Raw genomic sequence first — 23,642 nt, forward strand, 5'->3', positions numbered from 1 at the left:
GCGTTAAACCAGGCGCGGATTCACTTTTTCCGCGTCGATGTTCAGTTTCTTGATGGCATCCGCCACTTCACTGGCATCGATCACACCCTGCTTGGCCAGGCCGGCCAGCGCGGCGATGGTTACGTAGTTGCGGTCCACTTCGAAGAAGCGGCGCAGCTGCTCGCGGCTGTCGGAGCGGCCGAAACCGTCGGTGCCAAGCGCAATTACGTTGCCGTCGATGAACTCGCGCAGCGGCTCTACGTAGGCGCGGATGTAGTCGGTGGAGATAATCACCGGGGTCTCGTTGCCTTCGAACTGCTCGCTGATCCACGCTTTGCGCGGCGCCTCGGTCGGGTGCAGCATGTTCCAGCGCGCCACGTCCTGGGCCTCGCGGGAGGCTTCGTTGGCAGAGGTCAGGTTCCACACGTCGGAGGTCACACCGAACTGGTCAGCGAGGATCTCGGCCGCCGCGATGACTTCGCGCAGGATGGAACCGGCGCCCACCAGCTGTACATGCTTCTTCGCTGCCTTGCCTTTACCGGCCTTGCGCGAGTTGCCTTCCAGCTTGTAGATACCGCGGATGATGCCCTCTTCCACGCCCTGCGGCATTTCCGGTTGCAGGTAGTTTTCGTTTTCGATGGTGACGTAGTAGAAGAGGTTCTTCTGTTCTTCGTACATCTCCTTCAGACCGTGGCGGACGATGACCGCCAGATCGTAACCATAGGCCGGGTCGTAGCTCTTACAGTTGGGGATGGTGCCAGACAGCACGAGGCTGTGGCCGTCCTGGTGCTGCAGACCTTCGCCGTTCAGGGTGGTGCGGCCGGCGGTGGCGCCTACCAGGAAGCCCCGCGCCTGCATGTCGCCCGCGGCCCAGGCCAGGTCGCCGATACGCTGGAAACCGAACATGGAGTAGTAGATGTAGAACGGCACCATCGGCACGCCGTGGTTGCTGTAGGCGGTCGCCAGCGCCATCCACGCGGACATGGCACCGGCTTCGTTGATGCCCTCTTCCAGCACCTGGCCTTTCTTGTCTTCCTTGTAATACATGATCTGGCCGTGATCGACCGGGGTGTATTTCTGCCCCTGGGAGGAGTAGATACCCAGCTGACGGAACAGACCTTCCATACCGAAGGTACGGGCTTCGTCGGGCACGATCGGCGCCACGTTCTGGCCCATATTCTTGTCTTTCACCAGCACCGACAGCAGGCGCACGAACGCCATGGTGGTGGAGATTTCGCGATCGCCAGAGCCCTTGGTAACGGCACTGAAGGCGTCCAGTTCCGGAATCTGCAGCTTCGCCACTTCGGTGCTGCGGGACGGTACCGGGCCGCCCAACGCCTTGCGACGCTCGGCCATGTATTTCATTTCCGGGCTGTCGGGAGACGGACGGTAGTAGGGAACTTCCTCGATTTCCTTGTCGGTAATCGGGATCGCGAAGCGGTCGCGGAAGCGCTTCAGCGCTTCGGTGTCCATCTTCTTCACGTTGTGGGTATCCATCGCCGCTTCACCGGCGGCACCCAGGCCGTAGCCTTTCACGGTCTGCGCCAGGATTACGGTAGGCTTGCCCTTGCTCGCCATGGCTTCGGCGTAAGCGGCATAGACCTTGTAGGGGTCGTGGCCACCGCGATTCAGCTTCATGATCTCGTCGTCGGACATGTCCTTGACCATTTCCAGCAGCTCGGGGTACTTGCCGAAGAAATGCTCGCGGGTATAAGCGCCGCCGTTGGCCTTGAAGTTCTGCATCTCGCCGTCGACGGTCTCGTCCATGACTTTCTGCAGCAGACCTTTGTCGTCTTTTTCCAGCAGCGGGTCCCACAGGCGCCCCCACAGGACCTTGATCACGTTCCAGCCGGCACCACGGAAGACACCTTCCAGCTCCTGCACGATCTTGCCGTTGCCGCGCACCGGGCCATCCAGACGCTGCAGGTTACAGTTGACCACGAACACCAGGTTCTCCAGGCCCTCGCGACCTGCCAGCGCAATCGCGCCCAGGGATTCCGGCTCGTCACACTCGCCGTCGCCGAGGAAGGCCCACACCTTGCGATCGCCGCGCGGAGACAGACCGCGGGCGGACAGGTAGCGCATGATGTGCGCCTGGTAGATCGCCTGGATCGGGCCAAGGCCCATGGACACAGTGGGGAACTGCCAGTAGTCCGGCATGAGCCACGGGTGCGGGTAGGAGGACAGACCCTGGCCGTTCACTTCGCGGCGGAAGTTATCCAGTTTGTCTTCATCGAAGCGGCCTTCAAGATAAGAGCGGGCATAGATACCCGGCGCGCTGTGGCCCTGGAAGAAGATCAGGTCGCCGCGCTCTTCGCCCTCGTTGCCGCGGAAGAAGTAATTGAATGCAACGTCGTACAGGGTGGCCGCGGAGGAGAAACTCGCGATGTGGCCGCCCAGGCTGTCGCTGTTGGAGTTGGCGCGCACCACCATGGCCAGCGCGTTCCAGCGGATCAGGGAGCGGATTCGACGCTCCATGAACAGATCACCCGGCATACGCTTTTCCGCCTGTGGCGGAATGGTATTGCGGTAGGGGGTGGTGATGGCCGCCGGCAGCTGAACGCCAATATTGGTGGCGCGGTCAGACAGCTGCTTGATCAGGAACGCTGCGCGCTCCTTGCCGCTGTGGCGGATTACCGCCTGCAGCGCGTCAAGCCATTCCTGCGTTTCCTGAATGTCGGTTTCTTCGTGCATCAAATGCTCCTCGGCGAAAGTACGACGTCGAGTCGGTGTTTTTTATGGTCAGAATTTTGCCGCGCAACAGTACCTCAAGCGCGGGAGTTTACCCCGGCCCCGAGCCCTCACTCGCCAATTCACCGCCCTAAATGGCGGAAAAGCAGCGCGTACTGCTCAGAGATTCAGCACTGGGAGCGCGTTCAGTGGAACTGTGCGATCTGATTACCGCCGGTCAGGAAACTCTGGTGCATTAATGGGACCTGACTCAGAGACTCCTGAAAACCGGCTCGACATGAATTCGGCATTGAATTCGAAAGTGCATACGGGGCCAGTCAATTGGCTCGCGGATCAGACTCAGCACCAGCAGTGGTGTGGCTGTCCTCAATTAACAGACCTGCGCAAGCAAGCGAGGCGATTGTAGTATTACTACAAGCGATTTACCAGATAGGACGATTAGTAACAAATAAAACCAAATTGCAAAACAAATATTTGCTTAAACACCAGAATTCCGAAACCAATTGGGGATAATTTGCGTAATCCCGCTACAAAATAAAGTCCAGATTTTCAGTTTCGGTCACGAATTTTGCCCAAAGCCCGGTAGTACACCGCGTCAACATGAACGGGAGTACCTGTTCGCTGAACCAGCGGGTGACGACAGAGTAAGCGGTGGAGGCACGCGCCTGCGGCAACTGCACTCCATATCCCTCGCGGTCATGCCCAACGCTGACATCTGCAGAATACCCAGCCGCACCTTTCATCCATTCATTATTTTGTCGGCCACAAATATTACAGCTCCACAATATGGTCGGTCGCGGTATCGGGCGCAGATTCCGCATAGACCAGATACCGCAGGGGGCCACCGGCATCCAGCGCATCAAACGGGTAGCAAGTCACCAGAATCAGGTCCGGCACGTCGCCCGCCTGTGCAAATGCCGGCAGCGTACCGCTGCGACTATCCGCTACCTGCGCGCCCAGCACCCGAAAACTGCGCCAGCGGCCGTCGCGCCCCTGCAGCTGTATCGGCATATTTGGACGCAAAGACCTGAGCCCGCGAAAGTGCGTGTCGCGGTGGGCGGCGATCACGGTGGTTGTTTGCGCGGTACTGGAGCCCGGCAACCCCGAGGTTTCATAAAGCCCGGGACCGAAGGCCAGAGCCTGGCCACTGATACCCTGCAATACCACCAGTGGTTTTTCATCCCCGAGTTGCAGTTGCGCCACCGGCCAGGTGTCCGCCCAGGGCCAGGGCTTGTGCACTTCACCGCTTACGAGCTGGCGCTGCCAGGAATCGCTGATCAGGTACTGAGCCAGTTCCGCCTTGAGCAGTACCCAGGTGCCACTGCCGAGCTGCCACAACCCGGCACCAATCAACAAGGCAGGCAGCCAGCGCATAAGCTTGCCGAGAGAAATCACTGCACGCGCTCCTGACGCGGCACATTCCGGCCGCGCAGGTCCGGCAATACGCCGCGCAGCCAGCGGCGCAGGTTGCGCTCCACTGCGCCCCGCCACTTGCGCAGCAGACCGCCCAACGCGAGCAACAGCGTCGCCAGCAGCCACTGTCCATAAATACCATTGGCGGTTGCGGGGTAAGTGAACGGTTGCTGCACCTGGCCGTGGGCCACTGCATTTGGCACCGGACTGGACTTGAGGGGTTCCGAAACCGGGCGCACCGGTGTCTGCTCCACCGCAACAAAACTCGTGTAGGGGCTGGCCAGTTGATGTTCGAGCGCCAAGTGCAGGATCTGCTGGCGCAGCGGGTCTTCCACATCCTGATCTGTCGACTGGCCGCGCTCGCGTTGCTCATCCCTGAGCGCGGCAATTTTCTCCCGCGCCCACAGGCTACCGATACCCTTGCCGCTGATGTCCACGGTGAGCTGTGACAGCGACAGGTTGCGGATAAAACGTTTGCCGGCGAGACGGCCACTTATACGCACCTCTCCCGCACCACTGTGCCCCAGCGCATTCCCGTCGAACCGCGCCACCAGTTGCACCGGTTCACCGCGATAGAGATCCGGCAGGCGTCGGGGATAGCCCTCGACCTTGATTCCCTGTGGCCACTGCACCTGCAGGTCGGTGACCAGCGGGCTTTCCAGTTTGGTAAACAGTGCCGCCATTTTGCTCTGCACTTCGTTCAAATCACCGATCTGCACAAAACTGCCGCGGCCGTACTGCGCGGCCTTGGTCATGAAGAAGCTATTGGGTGCGGAGCCGATGCCCACGGTAAACAGGCGCACTTCACCGAGACGTTGGCGGATCAATTCAAACAACGCGTTTTCATTGCCCACGGCACCGTCGGTGATAAAAATCACCTGCCGCACCAGTTCGCCAGGCTCGTCGCTCAGTTGCTGCGAGAGCGCTTCTTTCAGCGCCGGCGCCATCTCGGTACCACCGCGGGCATCGAGGGATTCCACCCAGTCCCGCGCGCGCTGGATATTTTCCGGCGTGGCGGCGAGCGGGCGCGGATACAGGGTGTAATAGTCGCTGTTAAATTCGATCACGTTGAAGCGATCCATGCCGTCGAGACGCGACAGGGCTAACAGCAGGCTTTCCTTGGCCTGGCGGATGGAGTTGCCGCCCATGGAACCGGACGTATCCACCACGTAAACCACCTCCCGCGGCAGCTTGCGGGAATGCGCATCGCCCTGGGGCGGCAGCAGCAACAACTGTAGATACTGCGAGGAATCCGTCGCAGATTGCTCGGCAAACATCGCCGCCGCCGGCATCGCCGATGCCTGCGGTCGCCAATAAAGCGCAAAGTCCCGGTCCATGGGCACGCTGTCCTGCTTCAGGCGGATGTTGTAGCGGTGGTCGCTCTCACTGCGGAAATCGATCTCGTGGTATGGGCTGTAAATGTCCGCGAGCGGCAATCCCATGCCGAGGTCAATGTGGATTTTCATCTGGTGGCTCCCCTGCTCCGCCAGTTCGTTCATTGGCATCATCACCGGAGAAATCTGGTCCGCGTCCGGCACCTGATCGGTGGGCAGCGACCAGCCGTGGGGGTTGAGGCTTACCTGCTGTTCGGCGACCACCGGCACGCCCGGCATATAGCGCGGGGTCAATGTGCTGGGCAGACGCAGGCTGAACTGGCCGCTGTCGAAGCGCAGGTTTTGCAGGTAGCGGATTTCCACGGCAATTTTTTCACCTGGCGCGATATTCGCGACCCGGCTGGTAAACAGATTCGGGCGCTGCTGCTCCAGCAGCGCCGCGCGCTTTCCCGCTTCCCGCGCTTCTTTGTAAATCTTTTGCGCCTGCTGGCGCTCGCGCACCTCGCCGACGATACGCCGCTCGCCCACCATTATTTCCATGCCATTTACCGCGGCATTTTCCGGCAGTGGCAGTACATACACCGCTTCCTGCCAGTCGTTGCTGGTGTTGGAAAACTGTTGCTGCAGGGTTACTTCCGCCACCAGGCCGCGCACTTTGATATCCACTTCGGTGCCGAGGTGGATGGCGGGGATGTAGCGGCCTTGTTCGCCGGTCTGGAACAGGAGGTCGCCACTGCCGGTGTCGTTGATGCCCACGCTTTCAAACTCTGCACCTCGCTCTGCACTCCCCTCAATTTCCAATTCCTGCGCTTTTGCCCCTAGTGCGGCAAACAGTACGGCGATCGCGGTTACCAGTAACAACAGCCAGCTGCCGGTGCGGTTTTTGCGGTAGCGCCGGCGGTAGTATTCCTCGGTGGGGAGAATCAAAAGGTCGCGCTGGATGCGCGGTGCATGGAAAAAGGGACGGTTCACTGGTGCCTCCAGAGTTTTCATCAATGGAGACATTTAACTGGGGCAAGTGGGCGGCAGAGGGGCTCGATCTGGGCAGGGTCGGGATCAATTGTGGCGAATTGTGGCGGTGCCACTTTCTGGGTTAACTCCGTAGGAAGATCGTTGGCGGCAGACCACCGGGGAGGGCGTTTCAGGACCGCTGTGAATACATCCCTGTACGCTTCGTCGGCAACGTCCCTGTTGCCGACGATCCTGAAACGCCCTCCCCGGTGCTCTGCCTTATCGACGAGTTCAGTTTACTGATCCACCTTGGTTAAATAGTCAAATCGGACATACGACTCTTCAAGAGAAGCCAAAGTGCTGGGGGCGGGTTTTCAGGAGCGTCGCAAACAGGATGTTTGCGCCGCAGCGCCCAGGGATGGGTTCACAGCGGTCCTGAAAACCCGCCCCCAGTGCTTTGGCGCCACAGCAGCAATTCACCCGCACCCGAAAAAAAGAAACCGGCACAGAGGCCGGTTTCAAAATTTTCTTGTGGGAAAAGTCAGTCAATCAGACCATATTCATCCCGCAGAACCTGAATAATTTCCGCTTTCGGATTGTCAGAAATCTCCAACTTACCTCCAATAATTTTCTCGGCGATACCCACGTAAGTCGCCGACAGGTCCATCAACATAGACTCCGGCAGTGCGTTGTCGCGAGCCAGCGCTTCTCTCTCATCCATGCGATCCTTGTTCAACAGAATGTCCGGATCTGGGAAGTAGCTCAGCAGCGCCTGGCGGAAGCCCTCTTTGGAGTTTTCCAGCACCTTGCCGTTGCGATAGGCCTCGCCATCCCAGATACGGGAAGAGTCCGGCGTACCCACCTCATCCATGTAGATCAGCTTCTCGTTACCTTCCGCATCCGTCACATAACCGAACTCGAACTTGGTATCCACGAAGATCTGATCCAGCTCCGCCAGCGCCGAGGAAATCACCTCGAAACCCTCTTTCAGCAGTTTTTCGTACAGCGCTATGTCGCCCTTACTGCGGAAATTGAACGCCTCGAAATTGTCCTCAATATTCTTGCGGGTGATATTCACATCGTCTGCTTCCGGAACACCGGGAATGCCTTTCAGAATGCCCTTGGTGGAGGGTGTAACCAGCAACTCCGGCAGCTTCTGATCCTTCTGCAATCCATCCGGGATCTCGATACCACAGAACTCGCGCTCGCCCTTGCTGTAGGCGCGCCACATGGAACCGGTGATGTACTGGCGCACGATGGCTTCAATTTTGACCGGACTGGCCTTCTGTACGATCCATACACCCGGATGGGGAATATCCAGGATATGACTGTCCGCCAGTCCCTGCTCCTTGAACAGCTTGAACCAGTGGTTGGAGATCGCATTCAGGGCCGCGCCCTTGCCCGGTACACCCAACAGGCCGCCCTCGCCGGTCCAGATACAGTCGAAGGCGGAGATACGGTCAGAAATCACCATAACCGCCAGCGGCGCGTCCGCGGCTACCGGGTAGCCCTTCTCCTCGATCAGGCGGCGGCTGTCCGCTTCGGTCAGCCAGTACACGGAGCGGACCTTGCCGCTGTGTACGGGCTTGTCGGTGCGGATCGGTAAATCGTTGTTCACTGCCAGTACTTTGTCAGCAAGGCTCATGGGTCTTTCCTATGGCTGGTTCAACGGCCGGGCCACGCAGCGCGCGACGGCGAGAAATGAAGCGCGGGATATTAGTGCCCCGGGCGGGAGAATGCCACTCCCGCCCGGGGCCTGCGGATTAATTGCTGGCGTCGGTGCTCTCGCTGGCGGCCAGCAGTTCGCGTTCCTGCCACGCCGCCTGGTGATCCGCCGTGGGCCAGGCGTTCATGATGGCCTTGGCAAGGGTAGCCAGGGGGATGGCGAAAAACACACCCCAGAAACCCCAGATGCCGCCGAACACCAGTACCGCGAGAATAATCGCCACCGGGTGCAGGTTGACCGCTTCAGAAAAGAGGATGGGCACCAGCACATTGCCGTCCAGCAGCTGGATGATGCCGTAGGCGAACATCAGCCAGAAAAACTCGCTGCTCCAGCCCCACTGGAACAGACCGATGGCCGCCACCGGAATGGTCACCGCCGCCGCGCCGATATAGGGGATAAGCACGGAAAGCCCCACCGCCACCGCCAGCAGCAGCGCGTAATTGACGCCAAGAAGCAGGAATGCGATGTAACTGACCAGCGCCACAATAGCGATTTCGATCACCTTGCCGCGCACGTAGTTGGCCACCTGGTCATTCATCTCATGCCAGATCTGGCGCAGCATGGGGCGCTGGTGGGGTAGAAAGGAGGCACACCAGGCGAGCAGTTTGTTGGAGTCCTTAAGAAAGAAGAACACCAGAATGGGCACGACAACCAGATAGATAAGCACCGCTGCCAGCACCGGAATGTTGGCCAGAGAAAAGGTCAACACCGTCTGACCAAAGGAACCCAGCTCGCTGCCCAGGGTATTGAAGATTTCGTCGATCTGCTGCGCAGTAACCAGGCGCGGGTACTGCTCCGGCAGCAGCAGCAACAGCTCCTGGCCGCGATCGATCATGTTCGGCAGCTCGGCGAACAGGCGCACGGTCTGGCGCCAGATGATCGGCATCACCACAAACATCAGCCCTGCGATGGCCCCCACCAATACCAGGCAGGCGATGGTGACCGCCAGCCAGTGCGGCACCTTCCAGGATTCCAGCCGCTGCACCATTCCCTGCAGCAAAAACGCGATAACCAGGGCCGCCAGCACCGGTGCCAGCACCCCCCCCAGGGTCGCCAGAACAACCATGGCGGCCAGCAGCAGCAGTACCAGCAGTACCACCTCTTCCTGGCTGAAATAGCGATTTACCCAACCCCTGACGATCGCGAACATAAAACGACGTTACCTGACTGTGGATATGTGAACTTGCATGGACGACAGCGCGGCGTATCCCGCTTTTGTACGACCGCTTCAGATGGCGGCGAGCCAGTAGTGGAACTCGCCCCCCGGGCACTCGGCACGCAGCAAAGGTACACCACTCAGGCGGCAAAAGCTGCGAATATCCTCGCGGGACGCGGGGTCGGTGGCGATCAGGTGCAACAGGGAGCCCGGCGCCAGTGTTTTCAGCGCGCGGCGCATGGCCAGCAGTGGTTGCGGGCACGGGAGTCCGCGGGCATCTACCCTTAAAGCTGAATCCCAGTTGAAGTCCGGGGCTTCTGCGGCGCGCTTGACTGATTCGGTCATGACTCCCCGGTTTCCGGTGGTAAAGAACAGTAAACGCCGCGAATTATACCGGCGCCATCGGGTCAATGGGCCGATCAGTAGAACCTTTTCCCGGGGAACTGCTCAAAACCTCGACAGTCCCACAGGGTTACGTATAGTGTTAGCCACAGGCAACCTGGCAGTCCCAGTAAATGATATGACCGAATTTTCCACCACGATCAGGCGAACCACAGGGCGCACCCCGCGCCACAGCGGGTGCTGGCAGGGCCTGCGTCGGAGCGTCGCCGGCATGGCCACCGGCCTGCTTCTCGCAGGCGCTTCCGTTGGCGCCACCGCGCAGGACGACCACCAGCACATCCAACTGCCACAACTCGGAGACACCAGCAGTGGCCTGGTCTCCCGCGCGCGCGAAAACGAGCTGGGCGAGATGTGGCTGCGCATGTTCCGCAGCCAGGTGCGCACCTCCAGCGACGCCCTGCTACAGCAGTACGTGGAAAACTCCCTTAAAGTCCTCGCCGAATACAGCCCGCTGGAAGACAAGACCCTGGACGTCGTGGTAGTCAAAAATGACACCATGAACGCCTTCGCGGTACCCGGTGGTGTGGTGGGTGTACACACGGGTCTGTTTCTGTTCGCGGAGAATGAAGACCAGTTCGCCTCGGTTCTCGCCCACGAACTCGCGCACTTGAGCCAGCGCCACTACGCCCGCTCGCTCGAGGCCCAGCGCAACAGCACCCTGCCCACCCTCGCCGGCATGCTCGGCGCCCTGGTGCTCGCCGCCACTGCCGGGGGCGACGCCGGTATCGCCGCAATGACCGCCACCCAGGCCGCTGCACTCGACAACCAGCTGCGCTTCTCCCGCCAGAACGAGCAGGAGGCAGACCGCGTGGGCATCGAGACCCTGGCCAAGGCCGGCATGGACCCACAGGCGGCCGGCGAAATGTTTGAACAAATGCTGAAGGCCACCCGCTATTACCGCCGCCCGCCGGAATTCCTGCTCACGCACCCGGTGACGGAAAAGCGGATTGCCGACGCCAAGCTGCGCGCCAATCGCATGGAAAAGGTGCCACTGCGGGACAGCCGTGAATACCACCTGATGCGCGCCCGTATTCGCGTGGCCGCCGAGGCCACACCACAGCAGGCGGTAAAGCGATTCCAGGCGGAACTGCGAGGGGTGAATGACAACGAAGACGCCGCGCGCTACGGCTTGGTGCTCGCCCAGACTTCAGCGGGCAAACCCGACGAAGCGCTGGAATCTCTGCAGCCGTTGCTGGACAAAGAGCCGGATAAAGACGCCTTTATCCTCGCCCGCGCCGACATCGACCTGGCCCGTCACGACTACACCAGTGCCACCCGGCGGCTGGAAAAAGCCGTGGAGAACAATCCCAAGAATCACGCCTTGATCATGGGTTTGGCCAACGCCCACTTCAAAGCAGGCAATTATCTGGCCGCCGAGCGCATCCTCTCCAAACACAGCCGTGAGCGCCGCAAGGACCCGGCAGTGTGGTACCTGCTGGCAGAGACCCACGGTCTGGCCGGCGATATCGTCGGCGTGCACGAGGCCCGTGCCGAGTACTACATCCTGAACGGCGTGTTCGACAAAGCCCTGCAGCACCTGCGCCACGGCATACGCCTGGCAAAGAACGACTACCAGACCCACGCGATTCTGGAACAGCGGATGAAGGATGTGATCAAGATGCAGGAGAAGGCAAAAGAACTCTGAACCAGAGTATTGGAGAGCTTCTTCTGGAATGAATTAGGTTGAATCGAAGGCAAAGTGCCGGGTATCTGTTTTTGAAAGCGTCGGCGACATGGACGTCGCCGACGCAGCGTACAGGGATGTATTGAAGGGGGGCGCCTAGCCCGGTTCTGAAAATGTCCACCCAGTGATCCGCCGCCACTGAGCCCCCTACAAAGCTCCCTCAATCCAGCGGCTTGCGGAAATCCAGCATACGCTGCAGCGGCATCATCGCGCGTTTGCCCAGTTCCGGATCGACAAGGATTTCATTGTCGCCGCGCTCCAGCACTCCACACAGATTTTCCAGCGAGTTCATCGCCATCCACGGGCAGTTGGCGCAGCTGCGACAGGTGGCACCGGAGCCGGCGGTGGGCGCAGTGATCAACTCCTTGTCCGGACACTGCTGCTGCATCTTGTAGAAAATGCCCTGGTCAGTAGCCACGATAAACTGCTTGTTCGGGCGGGTTTTGGCGGCGTTGATGATCTGGGAAGTCGACCCAACCACATCCGCCAGCTCCACCACCGCAGCGGGCGACTCCGGGTGCACCAGCACCAACGCGTCCGGATACAGCGCCTTCAGGTCGGCAACCCCCTTGGCCTTGAACTCCTCGTGCACGATGCAAGCGCCGTCCCACAGCAGCACATCGGCACCAGTCTGCTTCTGCACATAACTGCCCAGGTGCTTGTCCGGCGCCCACAGGATTTTCTCTCCCTGGGAATCCAGGTAGTCCACCACGTCCAGCGCAATACTGGACGTCACAACCCAGTCAGCGCGGGCTTTGACCGCCGCAGAAGTATTCGCATATACCACAACCGTGCGGTCAGGATGCTGGTCGCAAAATGCAGAGAATTCTTCGATAGGACAACCCAGATCCAGCGAACAGGTCGCCTCCAGGGTAGGCATCAGCACACGCTTGTTGGGAGTGAGAATCTTGGCGGTCTCACCCATAAACTTCACCCCGGCAACGATCAACGTGTCCGCCTGATGCTGAGCGCCGAAACGCGCCATTTCCAACGAGTCGGACACGCAGCCGCCGGTCTCCTCCGCCAACTGCTGGATCAGCGGATCGGTATAGTAGTGCGCAACCAGCACTGCATTCTGCTCTTTCAACAGACGCTTGATGCGCTCGCGCCACAGCTCCAGCTCTTCCGGGCTGTACTCGTGTGTCGCGGGGTGTGTCATATGCTCCTGCACGAATTCGCGGGCATCAATGGCATTCGGCGCGGGGCTGCTGGTGGCAATTTTTTCGCTGCTGTCTGTCATGCTGTGATGGATCTCTGTCACACGGAAAGGCCGGCATTATACCGGTCTGCAGAAATTTCGCTGAATTCAGCACCGGCAATGGCGGCTTCCACTGAAATTCTAGGGTGGAATAGGAATGGGAACGACGCAGCACAGAATATCTGTGGAGTCCAAATCGGCTCTTTGCGTGAGAAAACTGGGGAATGGTGGGTCGTGCTGGATTCGAACCAGCGACCAATTGGTTAAAAGCCAACTGCTCTACCAACTGAGCTAACGACCCTTTGGCAGCCGGGCGTGAAACAGCCCTGACTGAAAGTACACGACAAATGGCCTGGTAGAGAGCGATTTGTCATGGGCGCGGAGAATATGGTGGGTCGTGCTGGACTCGAACCAGCGACCAATTGGTTAAAAGCCAACTGCTCTACCAACTGAGCTAACGACCCTTAATCCCCTCGCCTTGAGGAGCTGCGTATCTTACGGATCTAATCCGAAAACACAAGTCCCGATCATAAAAAAATTTCCAGCAAATATAAGGGCTTAGCGATGCCCGGCGTAGATGGTCGGATCATCCAGGCCGGCCTCGGCAAAACCCGCGGCGCGCAGGCGGCAGCTGTCGCAGCGGCCGCAGGCGGCGCCATCAGGCCGGGCCTGATAACAGCTCACGGTCAGACTGTAGTCCACGCCGAGCTCTGTGCCCCGCGTGACGATATCCGCCTTGCTCATTTTCATCAGCGGCGCGTGAATCGTGAGTTTCTTACCTTCCACCCCCGCACGTGTGGCAAGGTTTGCCATCTTTTCAAACGCGTCGATGTACTCGGGGCGGCAATCCGGGTAACCAGAATAGTCAACCGCATTCACACCCACAAAAATATCCTGTGCACCGAGCACCTCCGCCCAACCCAGGGCGATGGAGAGGAACACGGTGTTGCGCGCCGGTACATAAGTAATCGGGATACCACTGGTCTCCTCTTCCGGCACGGCGATGCTGTCGTCGGTAAGCGCAGAACCTCCGATAACCCGGAGGTCCAGCTTTACCACCTTGTGTTCCACGGCCCCGAGGTCTACCGCCACACGCCGGGCGGCGGCAAGTTCCGCACTGTGGCGCTGGCCGTAGTCAAATCCGAGTGCATAGCATTCGTAGCCGTCACGGCTCGCCATGGCCAGAACCGTGGCGGAATCGAGTCCGCCGGACAACAGAACGACTGCTTTTTTGTTACTCATAAATCCATCCGAATTCTTCTGGCGAACTTCCAGCGAACATGGGCAAACCACTCGCCATCACACGCCGGGTACATCGCCCCACAGCAGCTTGTGCAACTGGATCTGCATGCGCACAGGCAGACCGTCTTCCAGTATCCACTCCGCTAACTGGCGCGGGCTCAGCTGCTCGTAGCTGGGGGAAAACAGCACTTCACCCACCCGCTCGGCCAGGCGGTACTGGTCCAGGGTAAACCTGGCCCAGTCGTAGTCACCACGATCACAGATCACAAACTTGACCTGATCTGCCGGACCGAGCAGCGGTATATTTTCCAGGCGATTGCGCGACTGCTCCCCGGAGGCGGGGGTTTTCAGGTCCACTACCCGGGATACCCGGGCGTCGACCGCATCCACCGGCATGGCGCCACTGGTTTCCAGTGACACCCGATAACCGGCGTCGCACAGCGCCGTCAGCAGCGGCAGGCAATTGGGTTGGGCCAGCGGCTCACCACCGGTAACACAGACGTGGCGGGCGGGATAGCTCCGGACCTTCTGCAAGATGTCGGCCAGCGTCATGCGCTCGCCACCGTAAAAGGCATATTCCGAATCACAGTAGGTGCAACGCAGCGGACAGCCGGTGAGGCGCACGAATACCGTGGGCAGGCCGGAGTCGCGCGCCTCGCCCTGCAGAGAATAGAAAAGCTCGCTGATACGAAGAGACTCTTCAGTCAGGTCAACTCCGCTCAGATCTGTCTTTGTCTCAGCTGTCATTCGCAATCCGCATCCCGCTCAGTGAACATCTCACACCGCCTCTGGCCACGGCTTCAACCCGTGAAGCGTCCCAGACACATATAAAAACGCCCGGGTGGCGTAACCACCCGGGCGCGGGATCATAGATTCTTTTTGATCACAAAACCAGCACCGACTGATGGCACCCACCAACAGTACTCAAGTCTGAGCACTGCCTGCGTCACCCTCTCACTTGGAGCAGCAACCGGATTGCGGTGGCTTTACCGAGGTCGGACATGTATCGGTTCTAGTTGAAATTTTCCTTCAGGTACTGCTTTGCCAGTCCTGAGGCGCGGGCGTCGCTGGACGCCACCTGTTGCAGCAATTCCCGGGCCTTGGCATTGTCGCCCAGCTGATGGTAGACGGTGCCAAGCTTGTAGCGCCCATCCCAGACCTTGCTGGAATTGGGGTAGCTCTCCAGCAACGCGACAAACCAGGTGCGCGCTTCTTCCACATTGCCCTGCACCAGCGCTATTTCACCCAGCCAATAATTGGCATTGGGTGCATATTGCCCGTTCGGGAAATCATTCAGCAGGCTTTTGAACGCCTTGCTGGCACCGTCGTAGTCGCCGTTGCGCGCAAGATCAAAGCTCGCCTGGTAGCGATCCCGCTCGTTTTCACTGGCCTCCGCAGCGCCGCCGTTTGTCGGCAACTGGGGCGGAACCTCTGCACCAGCCTCTTCAGCGCCGCTGGCGCCGGACTCTGGAGCATCAGTGGCGGGAGCCGTGCCACCCAACTTGGAAATTCTGCGGTCGAGATCCATATAGTCCTCGGTGCGCTGTTGGCGCAACCGCTTGACTTCATGTCTCAACTCCTCCACAGCGCCCCGCAATTCCTGCACTTCCTGCTGCAGTATCTGCATCTGGTAGTAGGCGTCCGCCTGCGGGTTAGCCTGCAGGCGGCCGGCTGAGGCATCCGTACGGCTCGCAAGCTGTGGATAACTCGGGGGCGGCGGAGTTGCATAGCCCCGGTCCGTGGTACTGCCGTTGGACAGATCCACTACCGGAGCCTGCGCATACGAGGTCGATGCCGCAGCCATACAGGCTGCGGCAACCGCGATACTTCTAATCAGAAAAGACAAGTGCATGCTTTCAGATTAGTTGATAACCACACGGCGGTTCATGGCGCGATCGCTCTCGCTGCTGCCCTCAGAGGCAGGGCGCTCTTCACCGTAGCTGATTACTTCCAGGTTGGCGGCATTCACGCCCTGCAGCACCAGGAAGTCGCGAACAGCGTTGGCGCGACGCTCGCCCAGAGCCAGGTTGTACTCACGAGTACCCAGCTCGTCAGCGTGGCCTTCCAGACGCACGGTGCCAGCAGCGCCGCGCATACGGTCCGCGTGCTTGATCAGCAGCTCGCGGGTGGAGGGCTTCAGCAGTGACTGGTCGAAGTCAAAGTAAACTACGTTATCCAGAGCAACCGGTGCCTCAACAGTAGTGGTATCTTCCACTACTGGCGGCGGGGTCTGGTCGAGCTGGTTGGCGCTCGCGCTGTCGTCGGTATCGGTGCTGGAACAACCAGCCATAACGGCCAGTACGCAAGCCAGGCCCAGGCCGGTTTTAACTGATTTGAACATAAACAACTCCGCTTTAAGTGTTATCGAAAAATTCTGTCAGACTTACCACCCGGTTACTTTACCGGGCTTTACCTTTTTCTTATTTGTTTGATTTCACACCCGCAGCAAGAACATAAGGCCCGCTGCAGGTACTGCATCAATCAAAGTAAGGCGACCACGCCGGCTCGCGGACATTTCCCTGTTGCGAAGGCAGGCTGTATTTGACTCCGGCATCCAGCGACACCGCTGCCAGAATACCCTTACTCCCCCGCTTGGTGGCGTACATCAGCATCGCGCCATTGGGCGCAATACTTGGGGATTCGTCCAGGCGCGTCTCCGTAAGGACACGCATTCTGCCGGAAACGATATCCATCGTAGCGATGGTGAAAATCCCGCTGCTACGATGCACCATTACCAGCGTTTTGCCATCGGGAGAGACCCGCGGACGCGCGTTGTAGTCGCCGTCGAAGGTTAAGCGGTCTACTTGACCCGTGGCAAGAGTCAATTGGTAAATTTGTGGTTTACCTCCCCTGTCGGAAGTGAAAACCAGCGACTTTCCGTCTGGCATCCAGTTCGGCTCGGTATCAATGGAGAAGTGGCGGGTCATACGGGTGAACTGGCCGCTTCGCAGATCGAGCACATAGATCTCCGGGTTGCCGTCTTTCGACAGCACCATCGCCAGCCTGGTCCCATCCGGCGACCAGGTCGGCGAGCTGTTCAGCCCTTTGAAGTTGGTGAGCTGCTGGCGCGCACCGGTGCGAATGTTCTCGCGGAAAATGGCCGGGCGTCCGGTTTCAAAGGAGACATAGGCCACTTCCTGGCCGTTGGGTGACCAGCTCGGCGACATCACCGGCGTCGAGAAGCGGCGGATCTGACGGGCGCGCGCGCCATCGATGTCGGACAGCATCAGCGCATAGCTGGGCTCGCCACCGCGAGAGGTCTCCTGCACATAGATCATCTGAGTGCCGAAAGCGCCGCGAATGCCCGTAATGGCCTCGTAGATTTCATCCGCCGCGCGGTGGGCGATATCCCGCAGCTGCTGTGGGCCACCGGTCACCTGTTTGGTGAACATCTTGCTCTGGCCGAAGATATTCACCAGATCAAAGCTCAACAGGTAACCACCGGACTGGGGCTGTATGCGCCCGGTAACGACATACTCGGTACCCAGCACACGCCAGTCGCGGAAACTCACCTCTTCCGGCGTCTTCGGGAACGACAGCATGTCTTCCCTGGGCACCGGTGCGAACAGCCCGCTGCGGCGGAGGTCGGCAGCGACAATTTCGGAGACATCCTCCGGCAGCACGCCGGTACCGGACCAGTCAAACGGTGCGACCGCAATCGGGGTCGGGTCCTGATTGCCATCGGTAATCTCCACCACCAACTGTGCCCGGGCGGACACCGCCAGCGCGCAGCTGATTAGGGTGGCAAACAACAGTGAGAAGGTTTTTTTCATCATTGGCGCAGGCCTTCGACTCTGAATATCAGTTTGGTTGTTCGGATCTGGCGCTCGAACAGTGACGGCTCCTCGCGGGCCACTTCGGCCACCTCCGGAAATACTTCCACTTTTTTAACGGCGGTCAGTACCGACCTGTCCACAGCGGCATTGCCACTGCCCCGGGTGATGGTGGATGCCACCACCCGGCCTGTGGGCACGAAATTGATCTGGACTTCCACCACCATACCATTGCGGGCACTGGGCGGGCGGCTCCACACCGCTTCGATACGCTGCTGAATGGCCTGTGCCACCGACATGACGGCGGCGGCATCACTGCTGGCGTCATGGATCTCTTCCTCATCTTGCAGCGCATCCTCAAATGCGCTTTTGCGCTCCTGCTCAAGCTTTTCCTGGCGCTCTTTCTCCTTGCGCTCCTTCTCTTTACGAGCCTTTTCTTCCGCCGCCTTCTTCTTGCGCGCGGCCTCGTCAGCCTTGCGCTTTTTGTCTGCCTCTTCTTTTTTCTTACGCTCGGCGGCGGCCTGGCGTTTCTTCTCTTCCGCCGCCTTCTGCTGGCGCTCCAGCTCCTGCTGACGGCGCTGTTTCTCTATCAGATCCACCTTCGGCGGCGCCTTGCGCTCCTGGGTGGACTTGGATTCAAGCTGCACCAGCTTCGCCTGCACGAATTTGGGCATAGGCTTGAGCTCTTTCTTGTGCTCTGCCTCCCAGCCAAAGGTCAACACCGCGATCAACAACGCGTGCAGGGCAACACTGATAACGATAGCCGGGCCGTAAGAGCCGTTCATAGATTCCTCTCGCCCCGCATCACTCGGACGGCGGCTCGGTAACAAGACCGACGCTCGGCGCGCCCGCCTGCTGCAGGTGTGTCATGGCACCCACGATCAGGCCGTAGCGGGCATCGGTATCGCCCCACACCAACACGGGAGTTTTCGGCTTCTGTCGCAGCACCTTGGCCACTGTTTCCTTGATTTCCGGCAGTGGCTTGGCGACTTTTTCGTCCTCTCCCAGGTTCAGGTAGTAGGTGCCATCTGCTTTGACGGACACGATCAGTGGCTCGTCGTCAGTATCCTCGATAGGCGCGGATGGCGCGTCGGGAAGATCAACTTTCACCCCCTGCATCAGCAGCGGCGCGGTCACCATGAAGACGATCAGCAATACCAGCATCACATCGATGTAAGGCACCACGTTGATCTCGGAGACCAGCTTGCGCTTTGGGGCTTTGCGGAAATTGCTCATGATTCGACTCCTGGCACAGCGTCGCTGTTGGCGCCTCAGCTGGCGGCGTGCACTTTGCGGTGCAGGATGGAGGAGAATTCTTCAGCAAAGGTCTCGTAGCTGGACAACAACCACTCGGCCTTGGCGGAGTAGCGGTTGTATGCCATTACCGCGGGAATAGCGGCAAACAACCCCATGGCGGTCGCCACCAGCGCCTCGGAAATACCCGGTGCCACAGTGGCGATGGTGGCCTGGTGCATAGTCGCGAGGCCGCGGAAGGAGTTCATAATGCCCCATACGGTACCAAACAACCCGATGTACGGACTGACAGAACCCACGGTGGCAAGGAACGGCAGGTTCATCTCCACCTTTTCCTGCTCCCGCGACATGGCTACGCGCATGGCGCGCTCGGTGCCTTCCATCACGGCCGCCGGGCTGCTTTTACCCTGTTGGCGCAGTCGGGTGAACTCGGTGAAACCGGCGCGAAACAGAGACTCGACACCATCGATCCGGCCCCGTTCCGCCGCCGCATTGCCGTCGCGGAACAGCTGGTTCAGATCCGATCCGGACCAGAACTTGCGCTCGAAGTTGATCATCGCTTTGCGCGCGCGCGATAAGTAGGTCCCGCGCTGGATGATCATCACCCAGGAGATGACCGAGGCCAGCAGGAGCAGCAGCATTACCAGCTGTACCAGCAGACTGGCGCTGGAAATCAGCCCCCACAGAGATAGTTGTTCACCGGCATTCATGTCGTTAACTCGCTGCCTTCAATGCTTGATAAATGGGTTCGGGTAGAGCGCAGGGTTTGCGGCTGGCGTCGTCGACGCAGGCCACTTTGACCACACCCTCGCAAATAATTTCATCGCCGCGCCAGATTTTCTGTTCAAAGGTAATGGCGGCGCGCCCCAGTTTGCCGATGGCGGCACTGGCGTGCAATTGGTCATCCAGTATTGCAGACTTTCGATACTGAACCTCCGCTGAATGAACCACCAGTAACAGCCCCTGCTGAGGCATTGCCGGCTTATCATAGCCGAGTGAGCGGACCAGTTCTGTGCGGGCCCGCTCCATATACTTCAAATAATTGACGTAATAAACGATGCCACCAGCGTCGGTATCTTCGATATAGACACGGATGGGGATGTGGAAGGGTTCTGACACTTTCTGTCCTTAAATCGCCGACCGCGAACTCGGTTTTATTGGTCTTCTGCGGTTTTGGGGCCACCGGTCCACCCGCAAGGAACCTCTGGAAACCTAGCGAGCGGTGGCGACCAACGATGGGACAACATGCTACAGGATGACGACCGCTTCGTCAGGTGCGGTCGGGCTTCGGGATACCAAAATGTTCGTACGCCAGCGCCGTCACCAGCCGCCCCCGCGGGGTGCGGGTGATATATCCCTGCTGGATCAGGTAGGGCTCGAGCACGTCCTCGATGGTGTCTCGCTCTTCGCTGACCGCGGCGGCAAGACTGTCGACCCCTACCGGGCCGCCGTCAAATTTCTCGATCATGGTGAGCAGCATACGGCGGTCGAGCTGATCGAATCCGCGGGCGTCCACGTTCAGCATGTTGAGCGCGCGATCGGCGATATCCACACACACACGACCATTGCCTTTTACTTCGGCGTAGTCGCGCACCCGGCGCAGCAGGCGGTTGGCAATACGCGGCGTACCGCGGGCGCGGCACGCGACCTCTCGCGCCCCCCCCTCATCCATCTCCACGCCCATGAGTCGCGCCGAGCGGGCGACGATGCTGGTGAGGTCGTCTATGTTATAAAACTCGAGCCGCTGCACGATACCGAAGCGATCCCGCAGTGGAGAGGTAAGCAGGCCCGCACGCGTGGTGGCTCCCACTAACGTAAACGGCGGCAGATCCAGTTTGATCGAGCGCGCCGCCGGTCCTTCGCCGATCATGATGTCGAGCTGATAGTCCTCCATTGCCGGATACAGCACCTCTTCCACATGGGGACTGAGGCGGTGGATCTCGTCGATGAACAGCACATCCCCCGGCTCGAGATTGGTCATGATGGCGGCGAGATCGCCGGCCTTTTCCAGCACGGGGCCAGACGTCGTCTTGATCGCCACACCCATTTCCGCGGCGATAATGTTGGCGAGCGTGGTCTTGCCGAGACCGGGGGGGCCGAACACCAGGGTGTGGTCCAGCGCCTCTTTGCGCAGCTTCGCGGCCTGGATAAAGATCTCCATCTGCTCGCGCACCACCGGCTGACCGACGTAATCGGACAAGGATTTGGGGCGCACGGCGCGGTCGTACTGATCTTCCTGGCCGGAAGGGCCTATGGGTTCGGGGGCGATGAGACGGTCGGCTTCAATCACTGGATGCACTCAATTATCAGGCAGGGGCCATGCTCTTCAGGGCGATACGGATCAAGCTGGCGCTGTCGGCGTCGGGCTGCTCCTTGGCGGCGCGGGAGACCATTTTGGTGGCATCCGTGGGCTTGTAACCGAGCGCAACCAGAGCACTTTCCGCCTCGCCCGCATGGTCCAACTTGGGTTCGGCATTCACCGCCAACAGCGGGATGTCGCCGAGATCACCGGCCTGCGGGGTGAGCTTGCCGCGCAGCTCGATGATCAGGCGCTCGGCGGTTTTCTTGCCCACACCGGGTACTTTTACCAGCGCCCCCACATTATCGTCCGCCACACAGCGCGCCAGCGCGGCGCCATCGAGGCCGGAGAGAATTGCCAGCGCCATTTTCGGGCCGACGCCGTTGACCTTGATCAGGATGCGGAACAGCTGGCGATCCGATTCGCGGATAAAACCAAACAGCTGCTGGGAGGTTTCCGACACCGCCAGATGGGTATGCAGCTGCACGCTGCCGCCCAGTTGCGGCAATTCGAAGATGGTGGTCATGGGAGCCAGCACTTCGTAGCCGACACCCTGCACATCCACCAAAAGTTGCGGCGGCTGAACCGCGGCCAGTTTGCCGGTAAGTCTTCCAATCATTGTTGTTCCAGTATCAATTCTTTTATGCCGGGGCCCTCGCTCTTTAGAAACCCCAGTGGCGGTACTGCTACCGATATTTGTTTGCGAGACACGCCGTGAACCCATCCCTGGGGGCTCTTCCGCGAGGTCCCTCTCGCGGAAGGTCTCGCAAACAAATATCGGTAGCAGCACCTTCGCTTCTTAGCACAATGCCATGTAAACCCAAAGGGTATTTCCCGTGAACGCCAAGTACAGTGCACTACGACGCTAAGGCTTTGATACCGGGGGCACCTTTGCGGGACCGTCTGCGGCCTGGATGGCCGCAGCCGAGCCCCCAGGGATGGGTTAAGGGGGGGCGCCTAGCCCGTGTCCCGCAAAGGCGTCACCGGTAGCAAAGCCGCCACCGGCCCTCCCAACAGCGAACCACGAAGCCCGCTAAGAAATACTCAACCTTCCGCGCCGGAACCGGGCCCGGCTTCCGGTAGAGGACTGGATCAATGTCTGCATCGTGTGCAGATGACAGAGTGCCACCGCCAGTGCATCCGCGGCGTCTTCCTGCGGCGAGGCGGGGAGTTTCAATAGGGTTTTGACCATGTGCTGGACTTGTAACTTGTCCGCCGCACCACTGCCCACCACCGCCTGCTTCACCTTGCGCGCTTCGTATTCCGACACCGGCAGACCTGCGTTGGCAGCGGCGACGATGGCGGCGCCCCTCGCCTGGCCGAGCTTCAGGGCCGAACCCGCGCTCTTGGCCATGAACACATTTTCAATGGCCATCTGCTGTGGCTGGTACTGCTGGGCAATCTGGCTCACTGCGTCGAAGATGAGTTTGAGCCGCTCCGGCAACGGGGCATCCGGTATGCGGATCACGCCGCTGGCCACATAGCGGGCACTGGAGCGCTCCACGTCGATCAGGCCATAGCCGGTCTTGCGTGAGCCGGGGTCTATCCCCAGAATTCGGGTCACGGCTGCCTGCCCCCTGTACATTTATACAATTCCGGCGGGAAGTGTCCCAAGGCGATTGCGGGGCGTCAAGGCGAAAGGGGCAATCCCCGGAAACAAAAATGCCCCGACTGGCGGGGCATATCAGGGGCGCGAAGCAGGATTACCCGAGTTCGGCCATTACCTCTTCCGGGATATCCGCATTGGTGTAGACGTTCTGCACATCGTCCAGGTCTTCCAGCATATCCACCAGTGCCAATACCTTCTCCGCACCCTCTTTATCCAGCGCGATGGTGGTGGAGGGGATCATGGCGATTTCCGCGCTCGCTGGAGCGAAGCCCGCTGCGGTCAACGCCTCCTTTACCGGCATGTAATCGGTAAACTCGGTGGTTACCTCGATGCTGCCGTCGTCATTGGTGACGATATCTTCCGCACCGGCTTCCAGCGCCGCTTCCATCAGTGCATCTTCATCCACACCCGCGTCGTAGAACATCTGCCCCTTGCGCGAGAACAGATAGGCCACGGAGCCGTCGGTACCCAGATTGCCGCCACGCTTGCTGAAGGCGTGGCGCACTTCACTTACGGTGCGGTTGCGGTTGTCGGTCAGGCATTCCACCAGCACCGCGACACCGCCAACGCCATAGCCTTCGTAGATGACCGCCTCGTAGTTATCGCCGTCATTGGCGCCAGCACCGCGGGCAATCGCTTTGTCGATGGTGTCGCGCTTCATGTTCGCGCCGAGGGCCTTATCGATGGTGGCACGCAGGGTGGGGTTGTCATCCGGATTGGCACCGGCCTTGGCGGCGACGGTCAGTTCGCGAATGATCTTGGTGAAAATCTTGCCCCGCTTGGCATCCTGGGCAGCCTTGCGGTGCTTGATGTTGGCCCATTTACTGTGTCCAGCCATCAATTTTTCCTCCGTCGTCTCCCTGTAGGAGCCTGCTTGCAGGCGAACATTCGCAGTGCGAAATTCGCCTGCAAGCAGGCTCCTACAGCGGTT

The 23,642-nt window shown here is 59.8% G+C and carries 21 protein-coding genes and 2 tRNA genes; 1 reads left to right on the top strand and 22 read right to left on the bottom strand.

The window, feature by feature from the left end; all coding sequences use genetic code 11:
* Positions 1-3: 3 nt before the first annotated feature.
* The 6 genes from aceE to FDY93_RS12485 form a co-directional block, all read right to left on the bottom strand.
* Positions 4-2,673, bottom strand: coding sequence for a pyruvate dehydrogenase (acetyl-transferring), homodimeric type (gene aceE / locus FDY93_RS12460; protein WP_138236093.1), 2,670 nt, complete (start codon positions 2,671-2,673; stop codon positions 4-6).
* A 768-nt stretch (positions 2,674-3,441) separates the two neighbouring features.
* Complete coding sequence (locus tag FDY93_RS12465) at positions 3,442-4,065, bottom strand: class GN sortase (RefSeq protein WP_246068569.1); 624 nt, start codon at positions 4,063-4,065, stop codon at positions 3,442-3,444.
* Positions 4,062-6,389 carry a marine proteobacterial sortase target protein gene (locus FDY93_RS12470; RefSeq protein ID WP_138236094.1) on the bottom strand — a complete coding sequence of 776 codons (2,328 nt, stop codon included), beginning with the start codon at positions 6,387-6,389 and terminating at the stop codon, positions 4,062-4,064. The genes FDY93_RS12465 and FDY93_RS12470 overlap by 4 nt, the downstream gene beginning before the upstream one ends.
* 520 nt (positions 6,390-6,909) lie before the next feature.
* Positions 6,910-8,013 (bottom strand): phosphoribosylaminoimidazolesuccinocarboxamide synthase, encoded by a 1,104-nt coding sequence (locus FDY93_RS12475; RefSeq protein WP_138236095.1) that lies wholly within the window; start codon positions 8,011-8,013, stop codon positions 6,910-6,912.
* Positions 8,014-8,131: 118 nt separating this feature from the next.
* Entirely contained in the window at positions 8,132-9,244 is a 1,113-nt protein-coding gene (locus tag FDY93_RS12480) for an AI-2E family transporter (protein WP_138236096.1), read from the bottom strand.
* Between the two features lie 78 nt (positions 9,245-9,322).
* Positions 9,323-9,595: a sulfurtransferase TusA family protein gene (locus tag FDY93_RS12485; protein WP_138236097.1), complete on the bottom strand. Its 273-nt coding sequence runs from the start codon at positions 9,593-9,595 to the stop codon at positions 9,323-9,325.
* Between the two features lie 175 nt (positions 9,596-9,770).
* Here FDY93_RS12485 and FDY93_RS12490 point away from each other — a divergent pair, with 175 nt between their 5' ends.
* Positions 9,771-11,297 (top strand): M48 family metalloprotease, encoded by a 1,527-nt coding sequence (locus FDY93_RS12490; protein ID WP_246068570.1) that lies wholly within the window; start codon positions 9,771-9,773, stop codon positions 11,295-11,297.
* 199 nt (positions 11,298-11,496) lie between these two features.
* Here the strand turns inward: FDY93_RS12490 and nadA are convergent, their stop codons facing one another.
* The 16 genes from nadA to FDY93_RS12570 all read right to left on the bottom strand — a co-directional run bounded on the left by nadA (position 11,497) and on the right by FDY93_RS12570 (position 23,549).
* On the bottom strand, positions 11,497-12,576 hold the full coding sequence (gene nadA, locus FDY93_RS12495; protein WP_138236098.1) for a quinolinate synthase NadA: 1,080 nt from the start codon (positions 12,574-12,576) through the stop codon (positions 11,497-11,499).
* A gap of 183 nt (positions 12,577-12,759) precedes the next feature.
* Positions 12,760-12,835: transfer RNA gene (locus FDY93_RS12500), tRNA-Lys, on the bottom strand.
* A gap of 87 nt (positions 12,836-12,922) precedes the next feature.
* A tRNA-Lys gene (locus tag FDY93_RS12505) sits at positions 12,923-12,998 on the bottom strand.
* 94 nt (positions 12,999-13,092) lie between these two features.
* Complete coding sequence (queC, locus tag FDY93_RS12510; protein ID WP_138236099.1) at positions 13,093-13,776, bottom strand: 7-cyano-7-deazaguanine synthase QueC; 684 nt, start codon at positions 13,774-13,776, stop codon at positions 13,093-13,095.
* A gap of 57 nt (positions 13,777-13,833) precedes the next feature.
* Complete coding sequence (gene queE, locus FDY93_RS12515) at positions 13,834-14,523, bottom strand: 7-carboxy-7-deazaguanine synthase QueE (protein ID WP_138236100.1); 690 nt, start codon at positions 14,521-14,523, stop codon at positions 13,834-13,836.
* A gap of 265 nt (positions 14,524-14,788) precedes the next feature.
* Complete coding sequence (gene ybgF, locus FDY93_RS12520) at positions 14,789-15,580, bottom strand: tol-pal system protein YbgF (protein WP_138236101.1); 792 nt, start codon at positions 15,578-15,580, stop codon at positions 14,789-14,791.
* 57 nt (positions 15,581-15,637) lie between these two features.
* Positions 15,638-16,117, bottom strand: coding sequence for an OmpA family protein (locus tag FDY93_RS12525; RefSeq protein WP_138236102.1), 480 nt, complete (start codon positions 16,115-16,117; stop codon positions 15,638-15,640).
* 136 nt (positions 16,118-16,253) lie between these two features.
* Positions 16,254-17,549: a Tol-Pal system beta propeller repeat protein TolB gene (tolB, locus tag FDY93_RS12530; protein WP_138236201.1), complete on the bottom strand. Its 1,296-nt coding sequence runs from the start codon at positions 17,547-17,549 to the stop codon at positions 16,254-16,256.
* Positions 17,549-18,334 carry a cell envelope integrity protein TolA gene (gene tolA, locus FDY93_RS12535; protein ID WP_138236103.1) on the bottom strand — a complete coding sequence of 262 codons (786 nt, stop codon included), beginning with the start codon at positions 18,332-18,334 and terminating at the stop codon, positions 17,549-17,551. Before tolA ends, tolB begins: the two co-directional genes overlap by 1 nt.
* Before the next feature lie 19 nt (positions 18,335-18,353).
* Positions 18,354-18,785, bottom strand: coding sequence for a protein TolR (gene tolR / locus FDY93_RS12540; RefSeq protein ID WP_138236104.1), 432 nt, complete (start codon positions 18,783-18,785; stop codon positions 18,354-18,356).
* 35 nt (positions 18,786-18,820) lie between these two features.
* The gene (tolQ, locus tag FDY93_RS12545) at positions 18,821-19,513 is read right to left on the bottom strand and encodes a protein TolQ (RefSeq protein WP_138236105.1); all 693 of its coding nucleotides are present in this window, start codon (positions 19,511-19,513) and stop codon (positions 18,821-18,823) included.
* Positions 19,514-19,517: 4 nt separating this feature from the next.
* Positions 19,518-19,922: a tol-pal system-associated acyl-CoA thioesterase gene (gene ybgC / locus FDY93_RS12550; protein WP_138236106.1), complete on the bottom strand. Its 405-nt coding sequence runs from the start codon at positions 19,920-19,922 to the stop codon at positions 19,518-19,520.
* Between the two features lie 151 nt (positions 19,923-20,073).
* Positions 20,074-21,093 carry a Holliday junction branch migration DNA helicase RuvB gene (gene ruvB, locus FDY93_RS12555; protein WP_138236107.1) on the bottom strand — a complete coding sequence of 340 codons (1,020 nt, stop codon included), beginning with the start codon at positions 21,091-21,093 and terminating at the stop codon, positions 20,074-20,076.
* Positions 21,094-21,109: 16 nt separating this feature from the next.
* Positions 21,110-21,721: a Holliday junction branch migration protein RuvA gene (gene ruvA, locus FDY93_RS12560; protein WP_138236108.1), complete on the bottom strand. Its 612-nt coding sequence runs from the start codon at positions 21,719-21,721 to the stop codon at positions 21,110-21,112.
* 414 nt (positions 21,722-22,135) lie between these two features.
* A complete protein-coding gene (ruvC, locus tag FDY93_RS12565) occupies positions 22,136-22,666 on the bottom strand; it encodes a crossover junction endodeoxyribonuclease RuvC (RefSeq protein WP_138236109.1) in 531 nt (176 codons plus the stop codon).
* Between the two features lie 139 nt (positions 22,667-22,805).
* Positions 22,806-23,549, bottom strand: coding sequence for a YebC/PmpR family DNA-binding transcriptional regulator (locus FDY93_RS12570; RefSeq protein WP_138236110.1), 744 nt, complete (start codon positions 23,547-23,549; stop codon positions 22,806-22,808).
* Between the last annotated feature and the right edge of the window lie 93 nt (positions 23,550-23,642).

Origin of the sequence: Microbulbifer harenosus, from assembly GCF_005771435.1 — a bacterium.
GTDB lineage: Bacteria > Pseudomonadota > Gammaproteobacteria > Pseudomonadales > Cellvibrionaceae > Microbulbifer > Microbulbifer harenosus.